17 protein-coding genes are annotated in these 12,149 nt (G+C 66.1%); 5 read left to right on the top strand and 12 right to left on the bottom strand.

The window, feature by feature from the left end; all coding sequences use genetic code 11:
• Positions 1-2 precede the first annotated feature (2 nt).
• On the bottom strand, positions 3-1,205 hold the full coding sequence (sucC, locus tag AC1RPL_RS16330; RefSeq protein ID WP_493070656.1) for an ADP-forming succinate--CoA ligase subunit beta: 1,203 nt from the start codon (positions 1,203-1,205) through the stop codon (positions 3-5).
• A gap of 163 nt (positions 1,206-1,368) precedes the next feature.
• On the opposite strand from sucC, the gene AC1RPL_RS16325 reads away from it, so the two are divergent.
• Genes AC1RPL_RS16325 through AC1RPL_RS16310 form a run of 4 tightly spaced genes read left to right on the top strand, consistent with a single transcriptional unit; the run spans position 1,369 to position 5,033 of the window.
• The gene (locus tag AC1RPL_RS16325; RefSeq protein WP_493070654.1) at positions 1,369-1,848 is read left to right on the top strand and encodes a hypothetical protein; all 480 of its coding nucleotides are present in this window, start codon (positions 1,369-1,371) and stop codon (positions 1,846-1,848) included.
• Between the two features lie 23 nt (positions 1,849-1,871).
• Positions 1,872-2,372 carry a sterol desaturase family protein gene (locus AC1RPL_RS16320; protein WP_493070652.1) on the top strand — a complete coding sequence of 167 codons (501 nt, stop codon included), beginning with the start codon at positions 1,872-1,874 and terminating at the stop codon, positions 2,370-2,372.
• A gap of 34 nt (positions 2,373-2,406) precedes the next feature.
• Positions 2,407-2,838, top strand: a complete 432-nt coding sequence (gene msrB, locus AC1RPL_RS16315) for a peptide-methionine (R)-S-oxide reductase MsrB (protein WP_493070951.1) — start codon at positions 2,407-2,409, stop codon at positions 2,836-2,838.
• A gap of 41 nt (positions 2,839-2,879) precedes the next feature.
• Positions 2,880-5,033 carry a transglycosylase domain-containing protein gene (locus tag AC1RPL_RS16310; RefSeq protein ID WP_493070651.1) on the top strand — a complete coding sequence of 718 codons (2,154 nt, stop codon included), beginning with the start codon at positions 2,880-2,882 and terminating at the stop codon, positions 5,031-5,033.
• A 66-nt stretch (positions 5,034-5,099) separates the two neighbouring features.
• Here the strand turns inward: AC1RPL_RS16310 and AC1RPL_RS16305 are convergent, their stop codons facing one another.
• Genes AC1RPL_RS16305 through AC1RPL_RS16295 form a run of 3 tightly spaced genes read right to left on the bottom strand, consistent with a single transcriptional unit; the run spans position 5,100 to position 6,795 of the window.
• The gene (locus AC1RPL_RS16305; protein WP_493070949.1) at positions 5,100-5,726 is read right to left on the bottom strand and encodes a M48 family metallopeptidase; all 627 of its coding nucleotides are present in this window, start codon (positions 5,724-5,726) and stop codon (positions 5,100-5,102) included.
• A gap of 44 nt (positions 5,727-5,770) precedes the next feature.
• Entirely contained in the window at positions 5,771-6,205 is a 435-nt protein-coding gene (locus tag AC1RPL_RS16300) for a YcgN family cysteine cluster protein (protein ID WP_493070649.1), read from the bottom strand.
• The gene (locus AC1RPL_RS16295; protein ID WP_493070647.1) at positions 6,202-6,795 is read right to left on the bottom strand and encodes an SCO family protein; all 594 of its coding nucleotides are present in this window, start codon (positions 6,793-6,795) and stop codon (positions 6,202-6,204) included. Before AC1RPL_RS16295 ends, AC1RPL_RS16300 begins: the two co-directional genes overlap by 4 nt.
• A gap of 69 nt (positions 6,796-6,864) precedes the next feature.
• On the opposite strand from AC1RPL_RS16295, the gene AC1RPL_RS16290 reads away from it, so the two are divergent.
• Entirely contained in the window at positions 6,865-7,482 is a 618-nt protein-coding gene (locus tag AC1RPL_RS16290; protein WP_493070645.1) for an ankyrin repeat domain-containing protein, read from the top strand.
• Here AC1RPL_RS16290 and AC1RPL_RS16285 read toward each other — a convergent pair.
• The 8 genes from AC1RPL_RS16285 to coaE all read right to left on the bottom strand — a co-directional run bounded on the left by AC1RPL_RS16285 (position 7,479) and on the right by coaE (position 12,134).
• Entirely contained in the window at positions 7,479-7,976 is a 498-nt protein-coding gene (locus tag AC1RPL_RS16285; RefSeq protein WP_493070643.1) for an MmcB family DNA repair protein, read from the bottom strand. The genes AC1RPL_RS16290 and AC1RPL_RS16285 overlap by 4 nt on opposite strands.
• A gap of 83 nt (positions 7,977-8,059) precedes the next feature.
• Complete coding sequence (locus AC1RPL_RS16280; RefSeq protein WP_493070641.1) at positions 8,060-8,698, bottom strand: cell wall hydrolase; 639 nt, start codon at positions 8,696-8,698, stop codon at positions 8,060-8,062.
• A 154-nt stretch (positions 8,699-8,852) separates the two neighbouring features.
• Complete coding sequence (locus AC1RPL_RS16275) at positions 8,853-9,194, bottom strand: DUF1491 family protein (RefSeq protein WP_493070639.1); 342 nt, start codon at positions 9,192-9,194, stop codon at positions 8,853-8,855.
• Positions 9,191-9,649, bottom strand: a complete 459-nt coding sequence (locus tag AC1RPL_RS16270; protein WP_493070947.1) for a PaaI family thioesterase — start codon at positions 9,647-9,649, stop codon at positions 9,191-9,193. The genes AC1RPL_RS16275 and AC1RPL_RS16270 overlap by 4 nt, the downstream gene beginning before the upstream one ends.
• Positions 9,650-9,668: 19 nt before the next feature.
• Positions 9,669-10,136, bottom strand: coding sequence for a PTS sugar transporter subunit IIA (locus AC1RPL_RS16265; RefSeq protein WP_493070637.1), 468 nt, complete (start codon positions 10,134-10,136; stop codon positions 9,669-9,671).
• Between the two features lie 44 nt (positions 10,137-10,180).
• Complete coding sequence (gene hpf / locus AC1RPL_RS16260) at positions 10,181-10,768, bottom strand: ribosome hibernation-promoting factor, HPF/YfiA family (protein WP_493070635.1); 588 nt, start codon at positions 10,766-10,768, stop codon at positions 10,181-10,183.
• A 72-nt stretch (positions 10,769-10,840) separates the two neighbouring features.
• Positions 10,841-11,533: a DNA polymerase III subunit epsilon gene (gene dnaQ, locus AC1RPL_RS16255; RefSeq protein ID WP_493070633.1), complete on the bottom strand. Its 693-nt coding sequence runs from the start codon at positions 11,531-11,533 to the stop codon at positions 10,841-10,843.
• Positions 11,534-11,540: 7 nt separating this feature from the next.
• Positions 11,541-12,134, bottom strand: coding sequence for a dephospho-CoA kinase (coaE, locus tag AC1RPL_RS16250; RefSeq protein ID WP_493070631.1), 594 nt, complete (start codon positions 12,132-12,134; stop codon positions 11,541-11,543).
• Positions 12,135-12,149: the final 15 nt, after the last annotated feature.

The raw sequence follows: 12,149 nt of genomic DNA, 5'->3' as shown, positions 1-12,149 counted from the left end.
GCTCAGGCCGCGAGCTTCTTCACTTCGGCGACGATCTTCTTCGCGGCATCGCCCAGGTCGTTCGCGGGAACGATGGCGAGGCCCGAATTGGCGAGGATTTCCTTGCCCTCGGCGACGTTGGTGCCCTCGAGGCGGACGACCAGCGGCACCGCGAGGTTCACTTCCTTCGCCGCGGCGACGATGCCGGCGGCGATGATGTCGCACTTCATGATGCCGCCGAAGATGTTGACCAGGATGCCCTTCACGTTCGGATCGGCGAGGATGATCTTGAACGCCGCGGTGACCTTCTCCTTCGAAGCGCCGCCGCCGACGTCGAGGAAGTTGGCCGGGAACATGCCGTTCAGCTTGATGATGTCCATCGTCGCCATCGCCAGGCCGGCGCCGTTGACCATGCAGCCGATGTCGCCGTCGAGCTTGATGTACGCCAGGTCGTACTTCGAGGCTTCGAGCTCGGCGGGATCTTCCTCGCTCTCGTCACGCAGCTCGGCCAGGTCCTTGTGGCGGAACATCGCGTTGCCGTCGAAGCCGACCTTGGCGTCGAGGACGAGGAGGTTGCCCTGCTCGGTCAGCGCCAGCGGGTTGACTTCGATCTGCTCGGCATCGGTCGCGAGGAACGCGGCGTAGAGCGACGAGGCGACCTTGGCGGCCTGCTTGGCGAGATCGCCGGTCAGGCCCAGCGCCGCGGCAACGGCACGACCGTGGTGCGGCATGAAGCCGGTCGCGGGATCGACCGAGAAGCTGTGGATCTTCTCGGGCGTCGAATGCGCGACTTCCTCGATGTCCATGCCGCCTTCAGTCGAGACGACGAAGGCGACTTCGCTGGTGGCGCGATCGACGAGGAGCGCCAGATAGAACTCCTTGGCGATATCGGCGCCATCGGTGATGTAGAGGCGGTTGACCTGCTTGCCATGCTCGCCGGTCTGGATCGTCACCAGCGTGTTGCCGAGCATGTCGGTCGCATGGGCGCGGACTTCGTCGAGCGAGAAGGCGAGGCGGACGCCGCCCTTGGCCTCCGGCGCGAGCTCCTTGAACTTGCCCTTGCCGCGGCCGCCGGCATGGATCTGCGACTTCACGACATAGAGCGGCCCAGGCAGCTTCTTGGCGGCCTCGACGGCCTCCTCGACGGTGAAGGCGGCAAAGCCGGCGGCGATCGGCGCACCATACTTCGCGAGCAGTTCCTTGGCCTGATATTCATGGATGTTCATGGGGAGCGCGCCCTTGTGGTTGTGGCGGGAAGGGGGTTTGCGCGTGCCTTAAGCACGACGCGCGCGCGAATCCAAATCTTTTCCACGTAAATGCGAGTGCGACATAATTGCAATAGACGCGATGCTATAGCGCTCCGGGAGCGACGCCGCTAGCGCTGGCCCCATGATTTTCGCCCTTGTCGCCGCGCTGCTCCTCGCTCCCGACTCCGCCCATGCCGCACTCGACAAGCTCGGCGGCTGCTGGGACGCGCCCGGCGAAGTGATGGGCAAGCGAGTCGCGACTCGCGTGCGCGGCGCCTGGCGGCTGGGCGGGCGCTATCTGTTGCTCGAGTCGCACGGGCTGGATCCCGCCGATCCCTATGACGCCGCGATCACGATCGGCGACCATGACGGCCACAAGCTGAGCGCCTGGTGGATGGACAGTTTCGGCGCCGGCTACAGTGCCGTCGGCAAGGGGCAGGTGACGCAGGGGACGATCGCGATCGATTATGCCTATCCCGACGCGCTCTATGCCAACCGCTTCGAGCCGCGGGGCAAGGGCTGGCGATGGACGATTACCGCGCGCAAGCCGGACGGCAGCGAGAAGGTCTTCGCGGCATACACGCTGACGCCGACCCAATGCGACGGCACCTTCGCCTTCTGAGCGCGAGCGCCTATCTAGAGCCCATGCCCCCTTGGATCAGCCTTGCCCTGTTCTGCGCGACCATCGCGGCGATGGAGGCCTTCGCCTGGGCGATGCACCGCTGGGTGATGCATGGGCCCGGCTGGTTCCTCCACGCCAGCCACCACCGCGCCCGCGGCGGCTGGTTCGAGTGGAACGACCTCTATGCGGTGATCTTCGCCGTGCCTTCGATCGTGCTGCTTTATGGCGGCGTGCAGGCGGGCTGGTGGCCGGGCTTCATTTGGATCGGGGCGGGGATCGCCGGCTATGGCGCGATCTATTTCGGCTTCCACGACGTGATCGTCCATCAGCGACTCAGGCACCGCTACGTGGCGCGCTCGACCTATATGAAGCGAATCGTCCAGGCGCACCGGCTGCACCACGTCGTCGAGTCGAAGCAGGGTGCCGTCAGCTTCGGCTTTCTCTGGGCGCCGCCGGCCGAGGAATTGAAGCGGCAATTGAAGGTCAACGCCGGTTTGGCCCGCTTCCGCGCGAACCCGGATTGACGCGGACCCCGACCGCGCACACATGCTGAGGGATATGGAGCATCTGAACCTCCCCGAGTCCGAGTGGCGCAAGCGCCTGACCCCGGAACAGTTTCACGTGCTGCGCGAGGCGGGTACCGAACGCGCCTTTGCCGGCCGCTATACCGACAACAAGGCCGACGGCGTCTATGTCTGCGCCGCCTGCAAGCTCGAGCTGTTCGACAGCCTCGACAAGTTCGACTCGGGTTCGGGCTGGCCGAGCTTCACCCAGCCGATCGACTCGGCCAATGTTTCCGAACATGCCGACACCAGCCATGGCATGCGCCGTGTCGAAGTGCGCTGCGCGCGCTGCGACGGGCATCAGGGCCATGTCTTCCCCGACGGCCCGCCGCCGACGGGGCTGCGCTATTGCATCAACTCGGTGAGCCTCGATTTCCGTTCACGTGGCGGCAACCCGCCCTCGGCTAGCGACTCCACCGGCGCCTGATCCTTGTGACCAGGCCGAATAGGGCTTAATCGACCCCCCCGATGGCATCCAATCTGCCCGCAGTCATCCGCAGGTCCAAATGGCGTGACCTCGCCTTTTGGAAGCGCGTCGTCTTCTGGTCGCTGATCGGCGGCGGCAGCGTGGCGCTGCTCGCCTTCATCGCACTGCTGATCGCCGTCTATTCGACCAAGTCGACGCTGCCCGGCTTCGACGAGCTCAAGCGGTCGCCGAGCGGCCAGATGATCCGCGTCCATGCCGCCGACGGCACCGTGCTCGTCTCGCTCGGGCCGAGCTATGGCGAGTGGATCAAGTACGACAAGATTCCGCAGGTGATGAAGGACGCGATCATCGCGACCGAGGATCGCCGTTTCGAATCGCATTGGGGCGTCGATCCGGTCGGCGTCGCCCGCATCTTCTGGCGCGCCAAGCAGCTGCACGACGAGGGCCGGCGCCTGCAGGGCGGCTCGACCATCACCCAGCAGGTGGCGCGCACCATCTTCCTGTCGAACAAGTACGATCTCGGCCGCAAGGTGCGCGAAGGCGTGATCGCGCTGGCGATGGAGCGGAAATTCTCGAAGGACGAGATCCTCGAGCTCTATCTCAACAAGGTCTATTTCGGCGGCGGCGCCTATGGCATCGACGCGGCGAGCCGGAAGTTCTTCGGCCATCCCGCGACCAACCTGACCCTGGCCGAGGCGGCGGTGATCGCCGGCCTGGTCAAGGCACCCTCGCATTATTCGCCCACCGCCGATGCCGAGGCCGCGATCGGCCGCGCCAGCGTGGTGCTCGACCTGATGGCCGAGACCGGCAAGATCACCGAATCGCAAGCAAAGGCGACCGATCCGCACACCGTCGCGCTCGCCCCCGAGCCTAAGCAGAACAGCGTGCGCTACTTCACCGACTGGGCGCTGCCCCAGCTCGAAGTGCTGATCGACGAGACCGAGGCGCCGCTCGAAGTGTGGACCACGCTCGACCTGTCGATGCAGCGCGCCGCCGACGACGCGATCCGCACCAACGCCCCGAAGAACGCGCAGGGTGCGCTGATCGCGCTCGACCGCGACGGCGCCGTCCGCGCGATGGTCGGCGGCAAGGATTATGTCGCGTCGATCTACAATCGTGCGACCCAGGCAACGCGCCAGCCGGGCTCGGCCTTCAAGCTGTTCGTCTACCTGACCGCGCTCGAATTCGGCCATAAGCCCGACGACTTGGTCGTCGACGAGCCGGTGACCATCAACGGCTGGTCGCCCCGCAACAGCTCGGGCGCGTTCCGTGGCGAGATGAACATCCGCACCGCCTTCGCCTATTCGGTCAACACGATCGCGGCGAAGCTCGGCCAGGAAGTCGGCTTTGGCGCTATTGCCGACATGGCCCGCCGCTTCGGCATCACCACGCCGGTGGACACGCACCCGGCGATGGTGCTCGGCACGTCCGACGTCCGCCTGATCGACATGACCCGCGCCTTCGCCTCGGTGGCGAACAAGGGCGTGGCGGTGACGCCCTATGGCATCACCCGCGTCACGGCGAACGGCGCGGTGATCTACCAGCATGAAGTCGACACCAGCCATGTCCTGGTCGCGCCTTATGTGGCGGCGCAGATGACCGACCTGATGCAGACGGCGGTCGCCACCGGCACCGGACGCGCCGCGCAGATCGGCCGCCCGGTCGCGGGCAAGACCGGCACTACCACGTCGAACAAGGATGGCTGGTTCGTCGGCTTCTCGAGCGGGATCACCACCGGCGTGTGGATGGGCCGCGACGATGCCAAGGTCGTTCCCGGCCTGCAGGGCGGCACGGCGCCGGCGCGCGCCTTCCACGACTTCATGGTCAAGGCAGTGGCGAAGCGGCCAGCCGAGGCATTCGACACCCAGGTGACACTGCCCGAGTATCAGCTCGACGAAGAGAATTCGGCCTATGGCGAGCCGGACAACGGCATGTTCGTCGACCAGGACGGCAATCCGCTATCTGATGACCAGCAGCCGCGCAGCGATGGCACCGAGCAACAGGTGCAGCCGGTGCCGGGGCAACAGCAGGGCCAGGGCGACGAGCAGCTCGACCAGGACTGGATCGACCGGATGACCGGCAAGCGGACGCCGGCACCGGCGCCTGCCCAGCGCGATCCGCGGGACGTTCCGCGCGATGCGCCCCGCCAGCCGGCGCCGGCACCGCGCAATGAGGCGCCGCGGGGCGAACAGTAACCTTCTGACTGACAGATTGGTTGTCCTCCCTGCCTTCGCGGGGAGGACGAACCTAGGGCTAGACGCTTATCGCCCGTACCAGTGCAGCGCGGCGCCGTTCCGCCGCAGCCACATGCGCGCACGGTCGGGATCGCCTTCGAACAGCTCCGCCACCACGCGGTGGAAGGCCGGCGAATGGTTCATGTGGATGCGGTGCGCCACTTCATGCGCCACGGTCGAGCGGCGGACATGGCTGGGCGCGAGCAACAGCCGCCAGCTGTAACGGATCTGGCCTGACGACGCACAGCTGCCCCAGCGGCCGCGGGGATCGCCGATCGAGACCTTGGTGACGCTCACCCCGGCGCGCTCGGCATATTCGGCGGTCTCTTCGCTCAGCAGGTCGAGCGCCGCCTGGCGGAACCAGCGCTCGATGCGCCGTTCCAGTCCTTCGCGCGGGCCGCCGCAGAGCAATTGATCGCCGTCGAGCCGTGGGGTGCGGCCGGCACCGGGGGCGGGCCAGACGATCTCGACCTCGGCATCGCCGAGCGGGATCTTCGCACCAGGCTCGAACGGCCGCGCCTCGGGCATCTTGGCCTGCTGCACCGCGATCCAGCCCTGCTGCTCGCGCGCCCAGTCCATGGCCTTTTTCAGCGAAGCACGCGGGGGCAAAGTGAGCTTCACCTTGCCGCTGCGCGGATCGATCGAGAGCCGCATCCGCCGCGCTCTGGCGTGACGGACGACCTCGATCTCGGCTTCGCTCAAAGCTCGCGGTCCACCAGATGATGCTCGAAGTCGATGACATCGTCCTCGCTCACGGTCCAGCCGCGCGTCGACTGGCCCGCGGCATGGACGGACTCGGGGTCGCCGCTCACCAGATAATGCCAGTCGTGCAGCGGCTTGCCTTCGCCGCGCAGGCGATAGGCGCAAGTGGAAGGCAGCCACTCGATCTTGCTTACATTGCTCGAATTGAGCCGCACGCATTCGGCGACATAGGCGTGGCGGTGCTTATAGTCCGAGCAGCGCCCCATTCGCCGGTCGAGCAGGCGGCAGGCGACATTGGTGGCGAGGAGCTCACCGGTCTCCTCATCCTCCAGCTTGTGGATGCAACATTTGCCGCAGCCGTCGCAAAGGGCTTCCCATTGCGCACGGTCGAGCTTTTCCAGCGGCAGGTCTTCCCAGAATTTACCGGTCATTTCACCCAATGGTCGAGCTGCTCCACAAGGGCGGCAGCGTCCTTCTCGATCGGCAGCGACGTGATTGGCTTGCCGTCCCGGTCCATTAGATAGGCTATCTGGCTGTGACCTACCAGATAGCCGCCGCCCGCACCGGGCGCCTCCTTCTTCGCGTAGACTGCATATTGCTTCTCGACCGCCGCGATCGCCGCCGGGCTTCCGGTGAGGCCGATCACCCGGTCATCGAAGTTGCGGACGAACTCGCCCACTACCTGCGGGGTATCGCGCTCGGGATCGACGGTGATGAAGATCGGCACGATCTTCGCCGCCTTGGCCGGCGCCTGCTTGTCGAGCAGCTTCATCGCCTGGCCGATCTTGAGCATGTCGGTGGGGCAGATGTCCGGGCAATAGGTATAGCCGAAATAGACGATGCGATATTTGCCGGCGAAATCGCTGTCGCGCACCGGCTTGCCGGCCGGGTTGGTGAGGGTAAACGGGCCGCCGATCCGCGCGCCGGCGAGCGGCGGCTCCTCGGATGCGCCGCTGCAGCCCGACACGACCAGTAGCATCGGCAGCAGCAAAGGCGCAAAGCTTTGAAATATCCTGCTCATGGTATCGCCAGCCATGATCTGATAGTCCGAGGCTTGCAAGCACTGCCGCAATGGGGTTTGGGCAAAGACATGATGGTTCGCGTATTCGGTGCCGCCGGCGCCGCACTGCTGATGCTCGCCGCCGCGCCGGCATCGGCCCAGCAATTCTCCGACAGCTACAATTTCCTGAACGCCATCCGCGAGACGGACGGCACCAAGGTGAACAAGTATCTGGAGAACAAGTCGCTCCGCATCGTCAACACCAAGGACAAGCAGACCGGCGACGGTGCGCTGCACATCGTGGTGCGGCGTAACGATTCCACCTATCTGCGCGTGCTGCTCCAGCAGGACGACATCAACCCGAACCTGCAGGACGCTCGCGGCAATACGCCGCTGCTCATCGCCGCGGAGCGCGGCTGGGGCGAAGGCGTGACGATCCTGCTCAAATATAATGCCAATGTGAACCAGGCGAATTCGAGCGGCGAAACGCCGCTGATCCGCGCCGTCCAGGTCCATGACATCGAAGTCGTCCGCCAGTTGCTCGCCGCCGGCGCCAATCCGGACCGGACCGACAATGTCACCGGCAAGTCTGCGCGCGACTATGCCCGGGACGAGACGCGCTACACGCAGATCGCCAAGCTGCTCGCCGACGCGCCCAAGGGCTCCAAGTCGGGCGGCGCGCTCGCGCCTGCGGGCCCCAAGCTCTAGAAACTCGCTTCGGCGTCCGGATCGAGGATCTGGATGACCCGGCGCGCCGCCCGCCGGGCAAAGGCCAGGGTGCACTTCTTGCGGGTGGGCGCCGGCAGCGGCACGGTCGCCGCCTCGCGCATCACCGCGGCATCATAGCGATCGGCGACGATGATCCCGGCGCGGGCGGGCAGGAAGCCTTCCTGCTCGAACGGGCGCATGTCGAACCCCGCGGGCACCGCCCAGAAGAAGCGGTCGCAATGCGCGAGATAATCGGTCCATTTGCCGTCGCCGAGCAAGTCGGCGCGCGACACCTTGATCTCGACGATGACGATGTTGCCGCGCGAATCGATCGCCATCAGGTCCGCACGGCGCCCACCCTCGAGCGGCACTTCGGCGAGCGCGACACAATCGTGGCGGAGCAGCAGCCGGGTGACGCCGCGCGCGACATCGGCGGCGATCAATGGCCCATCTGGCAACGGGTCTTCCTGAATCGAAACAGCCGGAGAGTTCATCCCCGGCTGCTTAGAACATTAGGCGAACGCGGGGAAGCCCGCGACGCGCTTTTTTGGGCTTCGGCGCGGGCGCCTGGAAGCGATCAACGATAGAAAACGTGATTGCCGACCGAGCCGACGCGCGGGCGCTTCCAGCTAGGCTTCACATAGCGCGCATGGAAATAGAGCGCTTCGGGAACCGGCGAATTCCACTGTTCCTTCATCGCGACCTGGGCGACCGCGAGCGCCTTCTTCCACTGGCCGTTGGCCGGCGGGGTCGGCAGCTTGCCGCTGCGCACGAAGGAGAACTGGCCGCGCTGAGTCACGACACCGCAGACCGAGCGCGGGAAGCGGCCCGATTCGGTGCGGTTGAGAACCACGTCCGCCACGGCGAGCTGGCCGGCCAGCGGCTCGCTCTTCGCTTCGTAATAGACGCTCACGGCAAGGCAATTGAGCTCACTATCGAGCGATGCGGGCGCGTCCTGCGCTGCCACGGCTTCGGAGAGCGAGTCGAAATCATCATCGTCCGCATCCGCATTGGGGATCTGCTGGACGAACTCCCCCTTGATGGGGAGCGGCGCGGCCTGGGGGGCCGGGGTGGGAACAACCTGGTGTTCCAGCGTGTTGACCATCTGAACCGGCGTATCCTGGTTCAGCGTCACATCGAGCGTGGCGGCGTTCGCAAGCGCACCTGCGCAAAAAGTCGCCGTCGCGAAAGCCGCGACGCGGTGAATGAGCTTCATCAAACTTCGTTACTGTGCGGTTGGCGCGCGGCCGGCCCTGTTTATCTATGGGCCGCCGGACTTCCCCCCGACTGCGTAACCGACCGACTTCACACCCCGGGCAGCACAACGCGATTGATAGTGGAGGCGCCTTTCGCCGCGCGCGCCCGCAAAGTCAATTCGCCGCCAGCGTTTCAGCGGCGAAGCGTTCCCCTTCCGGGATGTCCAGTTCAACCACCCATAGGTCTGAATCGTTGCCGCGGCGGCGGCGCCAATAGCCGGTGACCTCGGTGTCATCGGCGAATTCGCGAGGCCCGGCGGGGATCAGCGCGGCGTTCCCGTCCGCGCCCAGGCCCCGCTCGACGAAGCGGGGATTGGCCCCGCGCTCGACCAGCAGCAACAGGATCGCGCCTGCCGTCGCATCGCCCTTGGCAAGCACCATCGCACCGCCCCCCGCACCCTCGGCCCGCCGGATCAACGCGTTGACCAGCATGCCGGTGGCCAGCCGCGGCATCATCCCTTGGTGTAGCCGGGCAGCGAGGAAAGCGGGATGCGCGAGCGCATGAACGTGCCGGTACCGCGCGCCGCTTCCTCGCCGGTCGCATCGATCAGCCGCGCCTCGCCGACGAACACGCGACGCTGTCCGCTCACCCAGCGTCCTTCCGCCACCACCGGCCCTGGGCCGAGCGGCTTGGTGAGCAGCAGGTTGAACTGGGTGGTCAGGATGAAGCGGTCGGTCACGAGGCTGTTCACGGCATAGAAGGCGGCATCGTCGAGCATCTTGAAATAGCTCGTGCCATGCGCCGCTCCGGCCGCGTGGAAATAGCGTTCGTCGATGGTGAAGCGGATGCGCGCGACGCCGGACTCCGGAATCTCCAGGACCGAATCGAACAGCTGGTTGATCGGTGCCGCGGCGTAAAGCGACTCCAGCGCCCGGAAATGCGCCTCCGCTCCGGTGGCCTCGGGGCCCATCGCTTCGGGCCGAATCTCGTTAGGCAGCGTCACGCGCCTCCACGCCGGCGAGCAGCGCATAGAGCGCATCGCGCGACCCCGCGCCGCGCAGCTTGGCGGCAATGCCCTTGTCGCGCAGCGCGCGCGAAACACAGGCCAGCGCCTTCAGGTGATCGGCACCCGCACCCACCGGCGAGAGCAGCATGAAGACCAGGTCCACGGGAAGCTCGTCCACCGCGCCGAAATCGACGGGCTTCTCCAGCCGCATGAACACGCCGCACACGCGGCGAATCGAGTCGAGCTTGCCATGCGGAATCGCGATGCCGGCGCCGAAGCCGGTCGAACCCAGCTTCTCGCGCTCGGCAAGCGTTTCCGCCACGGCGCGCGCGTCGAGACCATAGGCCTCGGCGGCGGCAGCCCCCAGCGCTGCGAACAGCGCTTTCTTGCTCGCAACACTCACGCCGGAGAGCACAGCCTCCGGCACGAGCAATTCAGTGATCGTCGTCATCGATAGTCCAGTTGAGGTCCGCCCCCCAAGGGCCTGCCTAATACTCAGGCCGCGCGATTGGGTTCCACCCAGCCGATCGTCCCGTCGCCGCGCCGATAGACCATGTTATGGGCGCCCGTCGCGCTATTTCGGAACAGCAGCGCATTGGTGTGCCGGAGATCCAGCATCATAACTGCGTCCGAAACAGTGGCATCGGGCACATCGACGCGCGTTTCCGCGATGATCAGCGGCGCATCGGCCGGCTCTTCCTCCTCGGCATGCTCCTGGAAGAGCGTGTAGCCGGCATTGTTGTCATAGGCGCCGTTCTCGGCCAGCGCGCTGACCACGCCGGCCTGGCGATCCTTTAGCCGGCGCGTGTAGCGGCGCAGCTGCTTGTCGATCCGGTCGGCGGCACCGTCGAAGGCGCCATGCGCCTCCATGCCCTTGTTCGTCGCCTTGAGCACCAAGCCCTGGGTCACGTGCATCACGATGTCGCAGGTGAAGCCATTGTCGTGCGGACCCTTGCCGAAGGTCGCCTGGGAGGAAATGGCACGCGAGAAATATTTGCCCGCAATCCCCTGGAGCCGTTCGTTGACCTGCGCCTTGAGCGCAGCGCCCGTTTCGACCTGATGCCCAGAAACCCGGATGTCCATCTTCACCTCCGCTATTGCGAGGACGCTAGCTGGGGCGGGGTCCCAGCCCTTTGATCCGGGCCAAAGCCGGGTTCAACTGGCTGCGGCGGCGCCCCAGAGCGGCTCCTCCATCTTAGAGAGAAAGGCTGCGTGGCGCTCAAGTTCCGCCACGCTAGGCGCAAATTGTCGCGCAGGGCGCACATGTACCCGCATCGGCGCCTCTGCCAGGGTCTCGCGCATCACCGGCGTGTCCACCGCCAGCCCCAAGGTAATCTGCCGCCCGCCGGTCAGCTCGACGTAGACCTGCGCCAGCAGCGACGCGTCGATCAAGGCGCCGTGCAGCGTGCGCTGGGTCAGGTCGATGCCGTAGCGCGAGCATAGCGCGTCCAGCGTATGCTTGGCGCCGGGGTGCTTCACGCGCGCAATTGCGAGGGTATCGACCATCCGCGAAAGATCGACGATCGGCCGGCCGCATTTGGTCAACTCGCCATTGATGAAGCCGAAGTCGAAATTGGCGTTGTGCGCGATCATCGGGCTGTCGCCGATGAACTCGAGCAGGTCCTCGCACACGTCGTGGAACAGCGGCTTGTCCGAGAGGAACACTTCCGACAGGCCGTGGACGTTGAACGCCTCGATCGGCATCGGCCGCTGCGGATTCACATAGGCGTGGAAATGGCGCCCGGTCATCACCCGGTTGACCAGCTCGACACACCCGATCTCGACCAGCCGGTCGCCTCCCGAGAAGCTGAGCCCGGTGGTTTCGGTGTCGAACACGATTTCACGCATTTGTCACTTATCCTCCCGTGGACGCCTTGAGGCAAGCGATGACATCGCGCACCGCGGCGCACGTCTCGTCCAGCGAACCACCCGTCGGAATCACGAAGTCGGCCCGGGCGCGCTTGGCCGCATCGGGCATCTGGCGGCCGAGGATTGCCTCGAAGCGCTCCGCCGTCATGCCGGGCCGGGCAAGCGTGCGTTCGCGCTGGACGTCCAGCGGCGCGGATACCACCGCGACTCGGTCGACTCGCGAATTGCCACCGGTTTCGAACAGCAGGGGCACGTCGAGCACCACCAGGTCCGACTCGGCGTGGCGCGCCAGGAAAGCCTCGCGCTCTTCGCCGACCGCGGGATGGACGATCGATTCGAGCCAGGCGAAGGCGGCTTCGTCACCGAACACCCGGGCCCGCAGCGCCGGTCGGTTGACCCCGTCCAGGCCGGTGGTCCCGGGGAAGGTCTCCTCGATCGCCGCGACGATCCGGCCGCCGGGCCCCTGCAGCGCATGCACCGCCTCGTCGGCGTCGAACACCGGTACGCCTTCGTCGCGGAACATCGCCGCGACGGTCGACTTGCCCATGCCGATCGATCCGGTGAGGCCGAGAACGATCATCGTTTTTTTCCCTTT

It is taken from the genome of Sphingomonas sp. GW821-FHT12D09 (assembly GCF_058807215.1).
This window is presented reverse-complemented; position numbering and strand designations above follow the sequence as displayed.

Bases quoted from the DNA above. Each gene is read 5' to 3' on its own strand.
- sucC (WP_493070656.1), bottom strand. From the start codon at position 1,205: ATGAACATCCATGAATATCAGGCCAAGGAACTGCTCGCGAAGTATGGT.
- AC1RPL_RS16325 (WP_493070654.1), top strand. From the start codon at position 1,369: ATGATTTTCGCCCTTGTCGCCGCGCTGCTCCTCGCTCCCGACTCCGCC.
- AC1RPL_RS16320 (WP_493070652.1), top strand. From the start codon at position 1,872: ATGCCCCCTTGGATCAGCCTTGCCCTGTTCTGCGCGACCATCGCGGCG.
- msrB (WP_493070951.1), top strand. From the start codon at position 2,407: ATGGAGCATCTGAACCTCCCCGAGTCCGAGTGGCGCAAGCGCCTGACC.
- AC1RPL_RS16310 (WP_493070651.1), top strand. From the start codon at position 2,880: ATGGCATCCAATCTGCCCGCAGTCATCCGCAGGTCCAAATGGCGTGAC.
- AC1RPL_RS16305 (WP_493070949.1), bottom strand. From the start codon at position 5,726: ATGCGGCTCTCGATCGATCCGCGCAGCGGCAAGGTGAAGCTCACTTTG.
- AC1RPL_RS16300 (WP_493070649.1), bottom strand. From the start codon at position 6,205: ATGACCGGTAAATTCTGGGAAGACCTGCCGCTGGAAAAGCTCGACCGT.
- AC1RPL_RS16295 (WP_493070647.1), bottom strand. From the start codon at position 6,795: ATGAGCAGGATATTTCAAAGCTTTGCGCCTTTGCTGCTGCCGATGCTA.
- AC1RPL_RS16290 (WP_493070645.1), top strand. From the start codon at position 6,865: ATGATGGTTCGCGTATTCGGTGCCGCCGGCGCCGCACTGCTGATGCTC.
- AC1RPL_RS16285 (WP_493070643.1), bottom strand. From the start codon at position 7,976: ATGAACTCTCCGGCTGTTTCGATTCAGGAAGACCCGTTGCCAGATGGG.
- AC1RPL_RS16280 (WP_493070641.1), bottom strand. From the start codon at position 8,698: ATGAAGCTCATTCACCGCGTCGCGGCTTTCGCGACGGCGACTTTTTGC.
- AC1RPL_RS16275 (WP_493070639.1), bottom strand. From the start codon at position 9,194: ATGATGCCGCGGCTGGCCACCGGCATGCTGGTCAACGCGTTGATCCGG.
- AC1RPL_RS16270 (WP_493070947.1), bottom strand. From the start codon at position 9,649: ATGGGCCCCGAGGCCACCGGAGCGGAGGCGCATTTCCGGGCGCTGGAG.
- AC1RPL_RS16265 (WP_493070637.1), bottom strand. From the start codon at position 10,136: ATGACGACGATCACTGAATTGCTCGTGCCGGAGGCTGTGCTCTCCGGC.
- hpf (WP_493070635.1), bottom strand. From the start codon at position 10,768: ATGGACATCCGGGTTTCTGGGCATCAGGTCGAAACGGGCGCTGCGCTC.
- dnaQ (WP_493070633.1), bottom strand. From the start codon at position 11,533: ATGCGTGAAATCGTGTTCGACACCGAAACCACCGGGCTCAGCTTCTCG.
- coaE (WP_493070631.1), bottom strand. From the start codon at position 12,134: ATGATCGTTCTCGGCCTCACCGGATCGATCGGCATGGGCAAGTCGACC.